The organism is Shewanella sp. M16 (genome assembly GCF_018224605.1).
Classification (GTDB): Bacteria; Pseudomonadota; Gammaproteobacteria; order Enterobacterales; family Shewanellaceae; genus Shewanella; species Shewanella oncorhynchi.
On sequence record NZ_JAGTUL010000015.1, the window covers coordinates 1 to 16,293 of the forward strand.

At 45.6% G+C, this 16,293-nt stretch carries 18 protein-coding genes and 1 rRNA gene; 6 read left to right on the forward strand and 13 right to left on the reverse strand.

The annotated features are described in order from the left end of the window. Positions 1-114, forward strand: a 5S ribosomal RNA gene (rrf, locus tag KFE26_RS11525); the annotation flags it as partial. Positions 115-357: 243 nt separating this feature from the next. Here the strand turns inward: rrf and hemB are convergent. From hemB to rraA, 12 genes are all read right to left on the reverse strand, one after another. After that, complete coding sequence (hemB, locus tag KFE26_RS11530) at positions 358-1,365, reverse strand: porphobilinogen synthase (RefSeq protein WP_105251204.1); 1,008 nt, start codon at positions 1,363-1,365, stop codon at positions 358-360. Between the two features lie 9 nt (positions 1,366-1,374). Next, on the reverse strand, positions 1,375-3,261 hold the full coding sequence (locus KFE26_RS11535; RefSeq protein ID WP_212600478.1) for a diguanylate cyclase: 1,887 nt from the start codon (positions 3,259-3,261) through the stop codon (positions 1,375-1,377). Continuing rightward, positions 3,254-4,057, reverse strand: a complete 804-nt coding sequence (locus KFE26_RS11540) for a TatD family hydrolase (RefSeq protein WP_212600479.1) — start codon at positions 4,055-4,057, stop codon at positions 3,254-3,256. Before KFE26_RS11540 ends, KFE26_RS11535 begins: the two co-directional genes overlap by 8 nt. After that, positions 4,057-4,578 (reverse strand): hypothetical protein, encoded by a 522-nt coding sequence (locus KFE26_RS11545; RefSeq protein ID WP_212600480.1) that lies wholly within the window; start codon positions 4,576-4,578, stop codon positions 4,057-4,059. Before KFE26_RS11545 ends, KFE26_RS11540 begins: the two co-directional genes overlap by 1 nt. A gap of 45 nt (positions 4,579-4,623) precedes the next feature. Beyond that, positions 4,624-5,376 (reverse strand): twin-arginine translocase subunit TatC, encoded by a 753-nt coding sequence (tatC, locus tag KFE26_RS11550; RefSeq protein ID WP_113940134.1) that lies wholly within the window; start codon positions 5,374-5,376, stop codon positions 4,624-4,626. A gap of 3 nt (positions 5,377-5,379) precedes the next feature. Beyond that, positions 5,380-5,868, reverse strand: a complete 489-nt coding sequence (gene tatB, locus KFE26_RS11555; RefSeq protein ID WP_212600481.1) for a Sec-independent protein translocase protein TatB — start codon at positions 5,866-5,868, stop codon at positions 5,380-5,382. A gap of 6 nt (positions 5,869-5,874) precedes the next feature. Beyond that, on the reverse strand, positions 5,875-6,114 hold the full coding sequence (tatA, locus tag KFE26_RS11560) for a Sec-independent protein translocase subunit TatA (protein WP_006083329.1): 240 nt from the start codon (positions 6,112-6,114) through the stop codon (positions 5,875-5,877). A gap of 59 nt (positions 6,115-6,173) precedes the next feature. Continuing rightward, complete coding sequence (gene ubiB / locus KFE26_RS11565) at positions 6,174-7,823, reverse strand: ubiquinone biosynthesis regulatory protein kinase UbiB (RefSeq protein ID WP_131523492.1); 1,650 nt, start codon at positions 7,821-7,823, stop codon at positions 6,174-6,176. Continuing rightward, complete coding sequence (locus KFE26_RS11570; protein WP_212600482.1) at positions 7,820-8,440, reverse strand: SCP2 domain-containing protein; 621 nt, start codon at positions 8,438-8,440, stop codon at positions 7,820-7,822. The genes ubiB and KFE26_RS11570 overlap by 4 nt, the downstream gene beginning before the upstream one ends. After that, on the reverse strand, positions 8,440-9,195 hold the full coding sequence (ubiE, locus tag KFE26_RS11575; RefSeq protein ID WP_006083326.1) for a bifunctional demethylmenaquinone methyltransferase/2-methoxy-6-polyprenyl-1,4-benzoquinol methylase UbiE: 756 nt from the start codon (positions 9,193-9,195) through the stop codon (positions 8,440-8,442). The genes KFE26_RS11570 and ubiE overlap by 1 nt, the downstream gene beginning before the upstream one ends. A gap of 245 nt (positions 9,196-9,440) precedes the next feature. Further along, positions 9,441-10,505 (reverse strand): formimidoylglutamase, encoded by a 1,065-nt coding sequence (locus KFE26_RS11580; protein ID WP_212600483.1) that lies wholly within the window; start codon positions 10,503-10,505, stop codon positions 9,441-9,443. A gap of 129 nt (positions 10,506-10,634) precedes the next feature. Continuing rightward, complete coding sequence (rraA, locus tag KFE26_RS11585; RefSeq protein WP_105251214.1) at positions 10,635-11,120, reverse strand: ribonuclease E activity regulator RraA; 486 nt, start codon at positions 11,118-11,120, stop codon at positions 10,635-10,637. A 324-nt stretch (positions 11,121-11,444) separates the two neighbouring features. On the opposite strand from rraA, the gene KFE26_RS11590 reads away from it, so the two are divergent. The 5 genes from KFE26_RS11590 (at position 11,445) to KFE26_RS11610 (ending at position 15,654) form a co-directional block, all read left to right on the forward strand. After that, positions 11,445-11,693 (forward strand): YgjV family protein, encoded by a 249-nt coding sequence (locus KFE26_RS11590; protein WP_113940145.1) that lies wholly within the window; start codon positions 11,445-11,447, stop codon positions 11,691-11,693. A gap of 414 nt (positions 11,694-12,107) precedes the next feature. Next, entirely contained in the window at positions 12,108-12,620 is a 513-nt protein-coding gene (locus KFE26_RS11595) for a phosphatase PAP2 family protein (protein WP_212600484.1), read from the forward strand. A 70-nt stretch (positions 12,621-12,690) separates the two neighbouring features. Beyond that, positions 12,691-13,731 (forward strand): MJ1255/VC2487 family glycosyltransferase, encoded by a 1,041-nt coding sequence (locus tag KFE26_RS11600; protein WP_105251217.1) that lies wholly within the window; start codon positions 12,691-12,693, stop codon positions 13,729-13,731. A gap of 141 nt (positions 13,732-13,872) precedes the next feature. Then, positions 13,873-15,333 (forward strand): thioesterase, encoded by a 1,461-nt coding sequence (locus tag KFE26_RS11605; protein WP_212600485.1) that lies wholly within the window; start codon positions 13,873-13,875, stop codon positions 15,331-15,333. Positions 15,334-15,429: 96 nt separating this feature from the next. After that, positions 15,430-15,654 carry a DUF6500 family protein gene (locus KFE26_RS11610; RefSeq protein WP_212600486.1) on the forward strand — a complete coding sequence of 75 codons (225 nt, stop codon included), beginning with the start codon at positions 15,430-15,432 and terminating at the stop codon, positions 15,652-15,654. Between the two features lie 12 nt (positions 15,655-15,666). On the opposite strand, the gene KFE26_RS11615 is transcribed toward KFE26_RS11610, so the two are convergent. Continuing rightward, entirely contained in the window at positions 15,667-16,281 is a 615-nt protein-coding gene (locus KFE26_RS11615; protein WP_212600487.1) for a DedA family protein, read from the reverse strand. Positions 16,282-16,293 lie beyond the last annotated feature (12 nt).

Sequence of the window (16,293 nt, forward strand, 5' to 3'; positions counted from 1 at the left end):
TGGTGACAATAGCCTTGTGGAACCACCTGATCCCATCCCGAACTCAGAAGTGAAACGCAAACGCGCCGATGGTAGTGTGGGGTCTCCCCATGTGAGAGTAGGTCATCGCCAAGCGCCTAATTATCTCGTTGAGATGTAACCAAGCCAGCTGAATAAGCTGGCTTTTTTGCTTTTGTAATCTGTAACATTATTTGCACTAATAGTAATGCTGCCGACTGTAAGTATTGCTATTAGCTTTGTTGGCGAGTCTTTTCTTCCCATCAATACACAAGCTTTACTTCCAGATTTTTGCACTATTCATCGATAAAAAAAGCAGCCAGAAGGCTGCTTTGAAGTGGTACTTTCGCATTAGGTTGCTTAAGCTTCTTTAAGCCACTGGGCAGCACGTTTAGCGAAGTAAGTTAAAATACCGTCTGCGCCTGCACGTTTAAAGCAGAGTAGGGACTCCATGACGATGGCCTTTTCGGCTAACCATCCATTCTGGATTGCAGCCATATGCATGGCGTATTCACCACTGACTTGATAGGCGAATGTTGGCACTGCAAGTTCAGTTTTAACGCGATGCACTATATCTAAATACGGCATACCTGGTTTAACCATCACCATATCTGCTCCTTCTTGGATATCGAGTGCGACTTCATGCAAAGCTTCGTCACTGTTCGCTGGATCCATTTGATAGCTATGCTTATTGCCACCTTTGAGGTTACCCGCTGAGCCTACGGCATCACGGAATGGACCGTAGTAGTTTGAAGAGTATTTTGCCGAGTAAGCCATTATTTGAGTGTTGACGTGCCCTGCCGCTTCTAATGCTTGGCGAATCGCGCCAATACGGCCATCCATCATGTCCGATGGTGCAATGATGTCAGCTCCAGCATCGGCGTGTGACAGTGCTTGCTTCACTAAAATCTCGGTGGTGATATCGTTAAGGATATAACCCGTTTCGTCTATGATGCCGTCTTGACCGTGAGTGGTGAAAGGATCTAGTGCCACGTCAGTCATGATGCCTAGCTGTGGAAAGGCTTTTTTGAGCTCGCGCACTGCACGTTGCACTAGGGCATCTGCGTTATAGGCTTCTTCTGCCATTAATGTTTTTTTCTCTGCAGGTGTCACAGGGAAAAGTGCGATCAATGGGATACCTAACTCAACCAGTTCTTCAGCTTCTTTCAGTAGCAAGTCTATCGAGTAGCGTTCAACACCGGGCATAGAGGCTATTTTTTCACTGCGATTAGTGCCTTCTAGAATAAACATTGGGTAAATCAAGTCATTGACAGTTAGATGATTTTCGGCCATGAGGCGACGGCTAAAATCATGTTTACGCATGCGGCGCATTCTACGCTGAGGGAAGGCACTGGTAATGATATTCACATTTGACTCCTAATTAGGTACTGGTCTTGCTTGATCCGACAAATACAAGCTGACTTGATTACGCCCACCGTTTTTTGCTTGGTAGAGGGCTTTATCTGCTTGTTCTAGTAATTTAGTACTGTGTTGATCGTGGGTCACTATATCGGCACTGACTCCGATACTGATAGTCAAAGGTATCGCTTCACCTTCCCATTCAAAATGAATAGAGGAAACAGCGTCTCTTATTGTTTCAGCAACTTGGAGAGCACCTTCTGCAGTTGTATTAGGAAGGATGATAGCAAATTCCTCCCCCCCAAAACGTGACACTAGATCCGTTGGCCGTTTTAAATGGTGCTGTAATGTTTGAGCTATTGTACGTAATGCTTGATCGCCTGCAAGATGACCGAATCTGTCATTGATCAGCTTGAAACGATCAATATCAAGCATTAACAGTGCTATGGGTGTTTCTTGCCTGCGACTGATCCGGCTTTCAGCGATTAAACGTTTATCAAAGGCACTGCGGTTTTTGACCCCAGTTAAACTGTCGATAGTGCTTTGTTCTGTGAGCTTTTGATTCACCTCATGCAATTCTCTGAGGGTGATTTCCAGTTCTAAAGTACGCTCTTGCACCATTTGTTCGAGTTTCTCATTGCTCTCGGCTTCCGCTTTTAGGGCTTCTTCCCGCGCACTACGAATTTTCTGTGCTTGTTTCAAGGCTTCTTGCTGGATACGCAGTTTAGCTTTACGCTCATCGTTATAACGAATGGCAAGTACCAAAGACATAAAGATGATTTCAAATGTCAGGCCGAGCATGACAGGGGTTTGCGGTTTTAAATTGAGGTCAATCACGCTGAGATATAACAAGCTACTGATGCAAGCGCCTGTCAGCATACTCACCCAGCCAATAGTGTACATACGTGCCAGTTTATGGCCATTGATAGCTTGAGTAATGGCAAAGACCATCAGGACTAGGCTGAGCACTGCAACTGAAATGATCTCAATATATAACGCTGTACCATATTGGATGAAAGGTGTGGCAAGTCCCACACAGAGAATATACACGGCACTATAGCGACAAGTGAGTAACATACGGCGGTTTAAATATTTGAGCTGTAATATTTTTTCAGTAAACATTAACGCAAATGCCATAACGATTGGCAGTAAAAACGGCACCATAACTTGCTGTAATAGCGGCCAGTCTGGCCAGAGGAATCGGAAGGCAAAACCGTTAATCGTGGCAACGAGTAAGGTCATGCTAAGTACATAGCCAGAGTAATAGCTGTAGCTGAATGAGCCCGATGCTATGGCGATAAAAAGACTAAAAATGCCAATTGCGGCAAGTACACCGAGTTGGAATCCATGCTCAACGGCGGTAGATTCGGCAATTTGAGCTAAGTCATTAGAAGACCATAGGTTTAATGGTACTGCAGCGCTACCTTCAGTTTGAATATGCAGATAGAAAGTATGGGAGTCATCTGTGTTGATCTTGAAAGGATATAGGAAAATATTGCTCAAGAATGGTCGATCCTCATAGGGGAATATATCACCCATCAGCACAGTATTCATGAGTTTATTATTGACTAAATGGTAGATAGTTACCTTGTCTAACAAAGGGTTATCTAGCGCTAAAATGCGAGAAAGTGTTTCGTCAGGGCTGGTTAAGCTGAAACTGAGCCAAAAATCATGGCCGCTGAGTTTTTGAATGTCTTTATTGGTAAAGTTATGCCAATCAGTTTTTGGCAAAGCTTGTATTTCGGCCAGTTCTTTTGCAGGTGTAGGGTGGCTGACCATTAACCAAGGCGTAAGGTTTAAAGGCGTCGTGGTTGACTCGTCAATGCTCAATAGGGTTGCCAAGGCCTGTGTGGGGCATATAAATAGCCACAGCAAGAATATGAGTGGCATGTTTTTGTTAAGCATGGACTCGATCCAAATTAAAAAACGCTAAGCTATTTTGGTAGCAACGTTTTGCAAACTCATCCACATCTTCTCCGCGTAGGTTTGCAATATAATTTGCGATATAAGGAAGGTATTCGGGCTTGTTTTTGCTCGATTTAGGCTTGGGCCGCATACTGCGGGGGAGTAGGTAAGGGCTATCTGTCTCGATTAAAATGCGATTCTGCGGAATAAAGGGAACGAGTTGCGCTAGTTCTTGGCCGCGTCTTTCATCGCAGACCCAACCTGTTATGCCTAAGTGTAAATCTAGGTCAATATAGGCTTCCATCTGTGCGTGAGTGCCTGTGAAACAATGTAAAAGCGCACCATTAAGCTGGGGGCGATATTCACGCAGGATTGCGATAAAGTCTTCGTGGGCATCGCGTTCGTGCATTAGCACTGGCATTTGCAGTTCAACGGCTAAGGCGAGTTGGGCAATAAAAGCTTGGCGCTGGATAGGTCTCGGGGAGAAATCACGATTGTAGTCTAAACCACATTCGCCAACGGCAACCACTTGCGGTGCGTGACAGAGTTCAGCTTGTCGAGCGTTTGAGCCATCATGCCAACCACTGGCATGGTGGGGATGCACACCAGCAGTGCAGTAAAGTTGATTAGGATATTGCTCGCATACAGCAATGGCTGCCGCACTTTCAGTTAAATCGCTGCCAATAACAATTAACGGCGAAACCCCTTGGTCCGCCGCCGCTTGTATTATCGATACAGTATCTTGTTCGAGTGCGCTGCCAAGTAAATTGACAGCGATATCTATGTATGAGGGCATTATTTTAGGCGTTTTACCCGAACCTTGGCATTGCGATCATCGGTACCCATTAAAAAAGAACCTAAAGCGGCTTTTTCAATATAGACAGTTTCACCTTGCTTAACATTGTACTTACGGCCATCAGTTTGTTTCCATACCTGACCGTTAGTGAAAGTCACTTTAATGTCTCCGTAGGCATCTTCAGCTATAGATTGAATCTCTAAATAAATCTTATCGACAGTATTTTCTTGAACACGCTTGGCTTCCATCCCAAAGTCATCGGCAATTTTTGCCGTTGGCGCTTGGGGTGCGGTTGCCACTATCGCTGCTGCAGTCGTAGGGGCTGCAACTGTTGCTACTGTAGCCGGTATCACTTGAGTGCTAATGGTGTCAGCTTTTACGCTTTCTGCTAGCTTGTCATAGCAAATCAAGCGGTCGAGTTTATCGGCGGTTGTTGCACATTGGGTTAACTGTTGTTCAATGCTGGCATTTGCTTGGACAGATACAAGCATTATCGCTGCCGTGATAAGAGTTAAGCGCATGAGAATGTTCCTTATTATATTATTCCCCTAACGCCTTCGAGGGCGTTAGTCGTTTGTTTGTTCAGTATCTTCGTCTGACTCGTCATCTGGTTTGCTGTAGAAACGAGCCGCTAATAAACCGCCTTCGAACAATAACAGCATTGGTACAGCAAGCATAGTCTGGGAAATCACATCCGGTGGGGTTAATAGCATGCCGACGACAAAGGCGCCCACTATGATATAAGGACGTTTTTGCTTGAGATCTTCAGGTGTAGTGACACCTGACCAGCAGAGTAAAACAACGGCAATGGGGATTTCAAAGGATAGACCAAAGGCAAAGAATAGCTTCAGAATAAAGTTAAGGTAACTAGTAATGTCTGTCGCAACTTGAACTCCCTCTGGCGCATTGTTAGCAAAAAAACCAAAAACAACAGGGAATACAAGATAATAAGCAAATGCAATGCCGAGATAAAACAATAAGGTACTGCTGAATAGCAGTGGCATCACTAAGCGTTTTTCATGTTTATATAAACCCGGTGCCACAAAGGACCAAATTTGAAATAACACGTAGGGCACTGCCACAAAAAATGATAAAACGAGGGTTAGTTTGAAAGGTGCAAAAAATGGTGCAGCGACATCCGTCGCAATCATGCTGCCACCAAGAGGTAAAGACTGCATTAAAGGTATTGCCATGTAGTGGTAGATATCATTTGCCCAGTACACACTACAAATGAACACTAATAACACACTGGCAATGGATTTTAGCAGCTTGGACCTAAGTTCAAGCAAATGGCTGATAAGTGGCTGCTGTTGCGACATGAATTATCCGTTGGCTTTCGGGTTAGAACTGGTATCCACGCCCTGAGATGGCTCACTTGAAGCAGCGGGAGAGGCCGATGTTGGACTCGCCTCTACAGTGGCTGTTGGATTAGTTTGGCTAGCTTGAACTGGATTCACTTGAGCAGGAGTGTGAATTTGATTCTCAGGCGCAGGGGTGTCTTTTGATGGATCCTGAACCTGATAAGGGCGGTTCACTGACTGTGCCGCTTGCTTTAGTTGCTCAATAGACTCTTTGAGTTCAGGTGAGAGGTTAGATAAACCTTTGCTCTCGGCTTTTTTAAGATCGGCATGCAACTGCTCGATCTTCAGCTCCTGCTCAAGCTCTTCTTTTACCGAGTTCGCCATGCGTTTCATCGCACGGATCCAACTCGTTACCGAACGCACCGCAACCGGTAGACGTTCGGGGCCAAGAACCACTAGCCCCAAAACACCGATCAGCAGCAGCTCCATAAAGCCGATACCGTCAAACATAAAGAGTTACGCCTGTTCTTTGTTAGACTCAGGTTTCTTTTCAGTCGCCTGTTGAGTTGTTTGCGCTGTTTTAGCCGCTTCGGTGTCTTCTAATGCCTTCTTGTCTTCTTCTGAAGACATGGCGTTTTTGAAGCCTTTAACCGCACCACCTAAATCACCACCCAAAGAGCGTAATTTCTTAGTTCCAAACAACAAGACAACGATTAACGCAACGATAAGCAGTTGCCAAATACTAATACCACCCATGAAGGTATCCTCTTAATTGATATCGGTTCTATTATGAACCTCTGATTAATTAGTGCTAGCTAAAATTTGCGATTCTTTGGCCTAGATCGCCATCCTACAAACCACAATATCATGCCTGAAATTAGACAAACATAAGGGGTCCATAGTGTAGCGTCTCTATTAATCAATAACGTGCCACAGATCAATAAAACGGCAGAAGTGATAAGCAAGTAGTTACTCTTGTGTGCCTGCTGCTGATATTTCAAATACTTATCTAGCATTTGTTGCTGAGAACTCAGCAATTTCCTGCCTAACTTAAGATTATCGTAAATTAGTTCAGGGAATTCAGGTAGTTTATCAGCCCAATATGGCAGTTTTGTGGATACCTTTTTAAACATAGCTTTAGGACCGACTTGGTCGGCCATCCACTGCTCTAAAAAAGGTTTGGCGGTTTGCCATAAATCCAACTGCGGATACAGCTGACGGCCTAAGCCTTCGATGTAGAGTAAGGTTTTTTCCAACAATACCAATTGCGGTTGCACCACGATATCGAAGTGGCGCGCAGTGCGGAATAATTCCAGTAACACATGACCAAAGGAGATCTCGTCGAGCGGCTTGTTGAACATAGGTTCACACACCACTTTGATGGCCTGTTCGAAAGCTTGTAGATCGGTTTTTTCCGATACCCAGCCAGACTCAATATAGAGCTGGGCGATTCTGTGATAATCGCGATTAAAGAAGGCGAGGAAATTTTCGGCGAGATAGCGCTTATCGACTTCGCTGAGTGTGCCCATGATGCCGCAGTCGAGCCCAATGTAGTATGGGTTCTCAGGATGATCGCGGGAAATAAAGATATTGCCCGGATGCATGTCGGCGTGGAAAAAGTTATCGCGGAATACTTGGGTAAAAAATAGTTCAACACCTCGCTCGGCCAATAACTTAAAGTTGGTACCTTGCGCTTTAAGGGCGGCAATATCCGAGACAGAAATACCGTAAATACGTTCCATCACCATCAGGCGTGGATAGCAAAACTCTTCATACACATAAGGCACATAGAGCGCATCTGAGTTGAGGAAGTTGTTGCGTAGCTTGACTGCGTTTAAGGCTTCGAGCTTAAGGTTTAACTCGCCTAAAATGGTCACGCGGTAATCTTCGATCACTTCAGCAGGGCGCAGGCGGTTACCTTCACCGAGGAGGTATTCAATCAGTTTGGCCGTTTGCGACATCAACTGCAGATCGGCTTGAATCTTGGCTTCTACATTCGGGCGTAGCACCTTAAGTACGACGTCTTTGCCGTTAGATTTTAAGGTCGCGGTATGCACCTGAGAAATAGAGGCTGAGGCCAGTGGCGTTTCATTAAAGTCATCGAATAGCGATTCAATCGGCGCTTTTAGCTCAGCTTCAATCGCTTGGCGGGCAAGTGCACCGTCAAAGGGCGGCACCTTGTCCTGTAGCATGGCCAATTCGCTGGCCCATTCATCGCTGAGTAAATCGCGGCGGGTTGAGAGCATTTGCCCAAGCTTGATATAAACGGGGCCGAGTTCCTGCATCGCCAATTTTAAGCGTTCACCACCGGGCTTATTTTTATGCTTATTGCGGATCCAGAATAGGCTGTTACGGGCGAGTTTAAAGTACCAAGGTGTCATCTTTGGCGGCAATACGTCATCTAACCCGTACTGAAGTAAGGTCTTGATGACGTGGTAACCGCGGCGGATACTGGCAAAGGTCATGGCTTAATTTGGTCTCTTAATTGGGCAATCCGTTGTTCAATCGCGCGAGTGTCGGCAACTAAATCATCCATTTGATCGCGAAAGTGCATTAACTCAATTGGGTGCGGTGCGAGGCGATACTCTTCAACTGCGAGTTCCCCTAAGTGGGAGCGGGTTTTACGCAACACTTCGAGTGCAAAGTCTTTTGCCTGATGGCTAGAACAGATGAGTTTGTGAGTGAGACCATCACCTAAATAACGGGATATTGGCTCGGCAAAGTCAAATTCGATACCGCGTAGATATTGGCTAAAGCTTTGTAATAAATTGAGATCGCCCTCAAGCTTGAGTTTATCTTGCTTGATTAGTTCAGTTAGGTTGGCGCCTTCGGACACGCGGTAAAGCGTCGTCGCATCGGCATGTAGACTGACATCGATATCGCCTTCATAGCGGCTCAGTACTTGGATCTCTTTGGCAAACACTAAATAGAATGGCCAGCTGAGCTGTGATAATTGGATACGAAACACTTTGCCATGCAACTGGCGCTGGCGCGAATAATCGTCGCCCGCTTGGGCCTGAAGTTTTTTCAGACCCGTTTCAATTGCGGCGCAGGCAAGCAGCACAACTTCTTGCGGCATCATTAGAATTTATAACCACGGTGCAATGCGACAATGCCGTCGGTCATGTTGGTGTAGTCGACTTGTTCAAAGCCTGCATCAACCATCATTTGTTTTAATGTGTCTTGATCTGGGTGCATGCGGATCGATTCTGCCAGATACTCGTAGCTGTCGGCATCTTTAGTGATGAGCTCGCCCATCTTAGGTAAGACTTTGAAGCTATATAAATCATACACTTTACGCATAATTTCATGCTGAGGCTTAGAGAACTCTAGCACTAATAACTTGCCACCGGGCTTAAGCACGCGATTCATTGAACGCAGCGCCGCATCTTTATCGGTCACGTTACGCAGACCAAAGGCGATGGTAATGATGTCGAAGTGGTTATCGGGAAACGGCAGTGCTTCGGCGTTGGCTTGCACATAACTGACATTGTTGACTATGCCCTTGTCGCGCAACTTAGTGCGCCCGACTTTTAACATGGAATCGTTAATGTCAGCTAAAACCACTTCACCTTTATCACCCACTAAGTGAGAGAATTTTGCGGTTAAGTCACCTGTACCGCCGGCCAAATCGAGCACTTTCATGCCAGGGCGGGCGCCAGAGACTTCAATGGTGTAACGTTTCCAAAAACGGTGAATGCCGAAGGACATCACATCGTTCATTATGTCGTACTTAGCGGCAACAGAATGAAACACGCCGGCAACGAGTTCAGCCTTTTTATCGGCCTCTACGGTTTTGTAACCAAAGTGGGTACTTTTAGATTCGCCCTCAGACATCAATGTGTTCCTATTGTTTTGCAATGTATTAGTTGCGAGTGTAAGCCATCGCCTGCATTTGCTGAATCTTTGATCTATCACTCTGTGATCGAGCTAGTAAACTAACTGCAATGCCTTAGCTTGAGGCACTCCTGAACAGTCGTAGGATTAAGTGCTTAGCGACCACGTAAAATGGACAGGCATTAGACCACAATATCAGGATTTGGTGAATAGCTTAGCGCCCAGTTGGGTGCAACTGGTTATATTCATTGTGCCAAAAATTGCATGCGAGCCTGCACATAAGCGTAGATAAGCTCGCTTAGGCTTTGGCCTACATCCCTGAATCCGGCTTCAATTCCCGCTTCGTGGCAACTTGGTGCAGCCTCGGCTAAATGCAAATAAGCGCATGGGCAGTGGCGGGCGATATAGCTGACATAATGCGCCGCATCGAGCAATGGCACACCTGCAGCGGTTGAAGCGCTACTGGGCATTTTAGCGATAGCATCTACGTCAAGTTCTAATCCTACGGGTAAACCTGTGTCATTTAGTTTGGCGGCGATTTCAAGTAAAGCTTGGCTAAGGCTGATTTCACGGCGAATCCAAATTTGTTGCAAGCTATGCCAAGTTCCCCCAAATTCGCTGAGTTGGCTTAGGTTTGCTTCGCTGTTTTTTAACTCGTGTAAACCCAGTACATGGTAGCAACCTAAGGCGCCGCGGTCGGCTGCATAACTAAAACCATTGCCGCTGTGACGACCTTCGAGCAGACGAAAATCCGAATGAGGATCGAGATTCACCGCGGCGACTTGGCGTTGGTAGTGGCCGTAGGTTGCCATCAACAAACCATAGGCATTGTTGTGACCGCCGCCTATGAGTATGGGTTCTAAACCCACTTTTAAAATAGCACTGACGATACGGATCACACGCTCATCGAGTTGTTCCACTGCATCGCGTAATTCATCTAAGGTGACGTCACTGTTAGCTGTTGTATTGCTCGTAGTTTGTTGCTGCAGATCGGCGGTGTTCACTTGGCCTAACACTAGGCATTCGGCGCCAGAAAGAAAACGATTCGATTGTAAATTGAGCCATTGGCGCATACTGGTTGTGAACGCATCGGTTGCACCGCCGCGGCCTAAATTGGCACGTGGGCCTATATCTTCGCCAACGCCGATAATGGCAAAGCATGCACCGTGAGCTTTTGCAGTGGCGAGTATTGCCTCTAACGTGTGTTCGTGATTGGCCAGATGGACGCATTGGCCTAGCTTAGTTTCGCCCGTTCTTGTGCTGACGAGTGAGGCGATATCGGTATGGGTAAAAGGAATAAATTCAGGCATAGATTGATATTCTTATTCGGCCAGAGTCGAGCTATTGTGGCCAGAGTGGGGCGATGATTCAATGGGGAAACGCTGAAAATAGTGAATAAAAAAGCCAGCTTAGCTGGCTTTCTTGACTGAACAGTGAGATTACTCAATGTCGAGTGGTTCAGGTGATAAAATCACGCCTGTGTTATCAGCATAAATGTGATCGCCGGGTAAGAAAGTCACACCGCCAAAATTGACTGGAATTTCCACTTCGCCCACTGAATTGCCATCAGCACCCACTGGAATAGAGGCAAGGGCTTGAATACCAATGTCTAATTCTTCCAATGCATCCACATCGCGTACAGAACCGTAAACGATAATGCCTTCCCAGTTGTTGCTAACCGCAAGTTCAGCGATAGCACCATCGATCAGCGCACGGCGTAATGAGCCACCGCCATCAATGAGTAAGACTTTACCTTGGCCATCCTCTTGTAGGACTTCGGTAATTAGGCCGTTGTCTTCAAAGCACTTGATGGTGCTAATAGAACCGCCAAAAGAGCTACAACCACCGTAGTTACTGAACATGGGCTCGACTACATCTACGACATCTAAGTACATGTCACATAGTTCTGAGGTGTTGTATTCCATATTTACACTCCTATTGATCCGCGTTGCGTACAGTTTAGCGAGTTTACGCCAGTATAAAAGGGATTATTGAAAAGAAAAGTGTTATCAATCACGGTATTGTTGCCACTTGGCTGTTAACACATCTGTAGTAATTTTTCGTCACACTATAGAATTTATTCGGTAAAACTTGATATTGGTCATTAAATAACGGTTTTTTATTACAACTCTGTTGCGCACTTTGGTATTATATCCCAAGTTTAAATTAACTTACTTAACTTAATTTGCTTTAGGGGCATGGACCCCCCGTTACGCTTATGGACGGTAGAGGGCCTTCGAGAGGTGCCTATGGAAGCTGTAAATACGATTGAAATTATTGGTTATTTTGCCTCTATAATGGTGGCGATCTCTCTAATGATGAAGAATATCATTTGGTTGCGATGGTTGAATTTTGTAGGATGCACCCTGTTTGTGGTTTATGGGGTCTTTATTTCTGCTTGGCCTGTGGCTGGGATGAATGCGTTTGTTGCTTGTATTAATATTTACCATTTGACAAAAATTTACCGTGCTAAGGCAAATACTCCCGCCGCAGCCTAAGTTTTATTGGATTGTGTTGCTCTTGAGATTAACGTTTAGAGCAACACAATATTCTGCCTCTGTCCTATCGCTATTCTTAAATAAATCCCTTAGCCCCTGCATAACGTCCCTAGAATCCTTCTAGATCAAAACCTCAGCCATGCTTCTTGTCATAAAACCTTCGAGCAGATGTCACTTAGCCGTCACAGGTCTTTCTTAGTCTCAAGCTATCTAATAGTGCTTTAGCTAATGTGGTTTAGGTTTAATTATTAGCAAACAGTAAATTAGCCGTGAGCAGTCAATAACGAATTCAATCGTGAATAGAGCCTTGGTGAGTCGGTTGGTTTCAGACTAAGCACTCTAAGCGTCGTCGAGAGAATGCACAGATTAACATCGCAGTAAAACTCGCTGGTATGCCAGCAAGGAGCCTGTTTTATGTTGAGTTACGTTGCAGACTTAGATAAGCGAATGTTTTGCCATATCGTGAGCTTCACCCAGCACCATGGTTTATATGCCCATGCAAAGCGGGTGTCAGCGAGTGGCGATGGGCATGTGTATTTATATTTGTCCGTGGGTTTGATGCTGACGCACGCTCAAGGACAGGCTCTATTTAATTTGATGTTAGCGAGTTTTTTGGTTGAGTTACCTCTGTATTTACTATTGAAAAATAGTATTCGTCGCACACGGCCATGCCATGCATTAGTGGGATTTGAGAGTGGTTTTGAACCATCGGATTGCTTCAGCTTACCGTCTGGTCATACAGCTGCGGCCTTTGTGATGGCAACGAGCGTGGCGCAAATCTATCCAGCGGCGGCTCCTGTGGCGTATTTATGGGCTTTTAGCATAGGGGGCTCACGTATTGCACTTGGCGTGCATTATCCCTTAGATATTCTGGCGGGAGCCTCATTGGGGATTGGGTCGGTATTGCTGGTTCATCCAGTGATTTAATTCAAATATGCGCCTGTTAACCATTTCATTAGTGGGAATTCTCCTTCACTCATCAGTTTAAGGATACGTAATGCGAATACTCTACGGAGTTCAAGGCACAGGGAATGGCCACTTAAGTCGTGCACGCGTCATGGCTAAAGCATTGATGAAACAAGATATTGAAGTGGACTTTCTATTTTCGGGGCGCAAGCCTGATCAGTTTTTCGATATGGAGTGCTTTGGTGATTATCGCGTTCAAGCGGGAATGACGTTTGCGACGCACTCCGGGCGCGTGAATGTGCCACAAACTGTCCGGCAAAATTTGTCCTTGTCGTTATTTAAAGATATTAAAGCCTTAGATCTCAGTTGCTACGATTTAGTACTCAACGACTTTGAACCTGTGTCGGCTTGGGCTGCGCGGCGCCAAGGCGTGCCATCCATTGGTATTAGTCATCAGGCGGCGTTAACTCATCCGGTGCCAAAACTCGGTAGCACTTGGTTTAATGAGATGCTGCTCAATTATTTTGCACCAGTGGATGTGGCGCTGGGGTGTCATTGGCATCATTTTGGCTTCCCTATTTTGCCGCCTTTTGTCGAAGTGGATGCCAGCCCATTCGAACACACGCATCAGATTTTAGTTTATTTGCCTTTTGAAGATGCGGATATGATTGCTCATTTTCTATCTCATTTTAGTGATTATCAGTTTTTGGTATATCACAGCCAACAACCTAAAGGCCAAGTTGCTGAACATATTAAATGGCACGGTTTTAATCGTGAGGGGTTTAAGCAACATCTTGCCAGCTGCGGCGGTGTGATAGGCAATGCGGGCTTTGAGCTTGCCAGCGAAGCATTAACCTTAGGTAAAAAACTCTTAGTCAAACCACTGATTGGCCAGTTTGAGCAGTTATCGAATGTGGCGGCGTTACAACTTTTAGCGGCTGCAGATAGCATGATGAGTCTCGATGTGAACATAGTTAAGCGCTGGCTTAAAACGGCATCGCCTAATCCAATCGCATATCCAAAGGTGGGGGATACGCTGGTTAAATGGATTAACGGCGGCGACTGGCACAATAGTCAGCCGCTGTGCCAAGAGTTATGGAGCCAAGTCACGCTTCCCGATACTTGGCGTTAAACAGCATTGCTGTTCAGATGAAAAGCAACTTAGGCACTAGCTGGGTTAATGGCGTTAGCGTATAATTTCGTCAATTTTGCTGTTAGTCCCTTTCAGCACGTCTATTTTGGCCTAGCCTGGCCGTTAATTATGTTGTTATAAATGAGCCTGAAAAAGTTTACTCAGTACAAGTTACTGTTTTTAATGTTGTTATTACTTTGTGTCCTACTTCCTTTTATTCCAGATCAGGCTTACCACATCCCCGGCCCTGATATCGCTAAGCAAAATTTTCATGTGATTGAGTTTAATGATAAAGGTCAGCCCCACGACGAAAGGCAATGGCAAGGTTTAGAGACGCGAATTTTACACCCAGAGCCTGCACAGATCCCTGAATTATTGATTTTTGTCCATGGCTGGCATCATAGCGCTGAGCCTAAGGATGAAAACTTTATTGCCTTTGAGCAGTTTTATCAGCAAATGGCCGCGTCCGATACCCAGCGCAACTTGTTGGGTTTGTATATTGGCTGGCGGGGCGATAAATACGATCCTTTTTGGATCGATGGCTCAGATGATGCAAAAAGTTGGATTGAACCCTTAGATTTTCCCACTATTTTACAGCGTAAACGGGTTGCTAAACGTATCGGGCAGTTAGGTCTATCACAGCTGCTGGATAAGCTTGATAGCTTAGTAACACAGCATAAACTGCTGCGGTACACTGTGATTGGCCATAGTCTTGGCGGTGCTGTTGTTTTGCATGCGAGTAAAGATCGCATCAAAGCCGCCATTGATAATCAGCAGGATAATCCTAATTTATTCTTACTGTTAAATCCTGCCGTACCTGCTAAAGAGTATCAGCCATTAGATACGTTGGTGAGCTTAGATAGACAAAAACCGAGTATGGTGGTGTTGCAATCGAAGGGGGATTTTGCAGTGAAAGAAGCCTTCAATTACATCAAGGACGGCGAGCGCGCTGTAGGGAACTCTTGGGCTATTACTCACGATATTGACAAATGCTCTGGTGGCAATTGCACTACACCAATGAAGATGCCTTCGGCCTTGATGGCGCACGATCAAATCCCTGGCTGTATGATGACGCTGCCTCAATCAGGCTGGAAAATTCGTGCTCGCCTGCAGGCTCGTCGTACCGTGCAAACCTGCCCTGATGCCAATATGCAAGCCGTATGGGTACTGGCCGTGTCTGACGAAATCGTCTCTGGTCACAATGGCATTCTCACTCCAGAGCATGGTAAAGCCTTGTCTGAGGTGATGCGTATGATTGATTTATATCGAAATCAATTACCTAAACATGCGGTGGAAAGCCCTGCGAACCAAGATCTCGGCACCTTAGCGCCAGAGTCAGAAGCTGCAACATCTACCGAAGGTGAAACGCCTGTGCCACAAGAGCCAGTGATTATTGTTGAGCCTTTACCTGAAGAGCAAAGCTCACCGACACCTAAGGTTAATGCACCATTGCAGGAGCCAAACGTATCACAGGAACAAGATAAGCCTGCTGCGACTGAGGCGTCACCCGCGCCAATTAAAGCGCCGGAATCAAAGCCTGAGGCTAAGCCAAATGACGGCGCAGAACCTCAACCTAAGGTTGAAACTGAAGGCATAAAGTGATCTGTAGCTGTACGGAGTAAGTGATAGGCGATACATCTAGTGTTGTATCTCATTGAAAATAGATAATAAGCTGGTGAATAAACTTTATGAGTCAATATGAGAGCTGAGTTAAGAGCAAAAATCATCACTGTTTGTCATAAAAAAATTGAGACTCAAGGTGATAATGTCGGCCTCTCATTTTACGCTTTCTTTGCGAACAAAAATGATGATCCAGAGTTGCTTATGGAAGCGGCGACTTGGTGGATTCACACTCATCAATTAGATCATTTTGTTAAGGCTCATAAGGTGATAGAGATGATCCAAAAGGAATCGGAAGAATAGACTCCAAAGCTGTTACTGCGGATTTTTGGTTTGCCACCTGCGCCAAGTAAAAGTGATTAGCGCAGCGAGTATTAGGCTGACCATAGCCCATGTGGGGTATTTATGCTGGTGGTAAAACGCCAGCATGGGAGCGATTTCATCGCGGATTAACACTGGGCCTAATCCAAAGAGTGCCACCCAAATGCTGGTGGCGAGAGCATTACCAATCACAAATTGTTTTAATGGCATTTTAGCGAGACCGCAGCCGATAAACATAAACTGTTTTAATCCCTCAACAAAACGACTCAACACTAAAGCGGCAATGCCATATTGACCAATAACGCCATGGATTTTGTCTTCCAATTGCGGTTTTATCCACCCTTTTTTGAGTAATACGTCGCCAAAGCGCCAGCCGATAAAATATCCTAAACAGTTACCGCAGAGTGCTCCGCAAGCAGCGACGATTAATACCAATGGCAGTGACATTTGCCCTGTAGCGGCTAATAAACTGGCGACAATTAATAAGGATTGTCCTGGCGCCGGAATGCCAAAACCCTCGACAGCAATCGCGACAAATAGCAGAACATAACCATATTGCTGCAGCCAAGGCGTGAGTTCGGTGATGATATGTTGTAGCGCTTCTGGCATAGATGAAAGTGA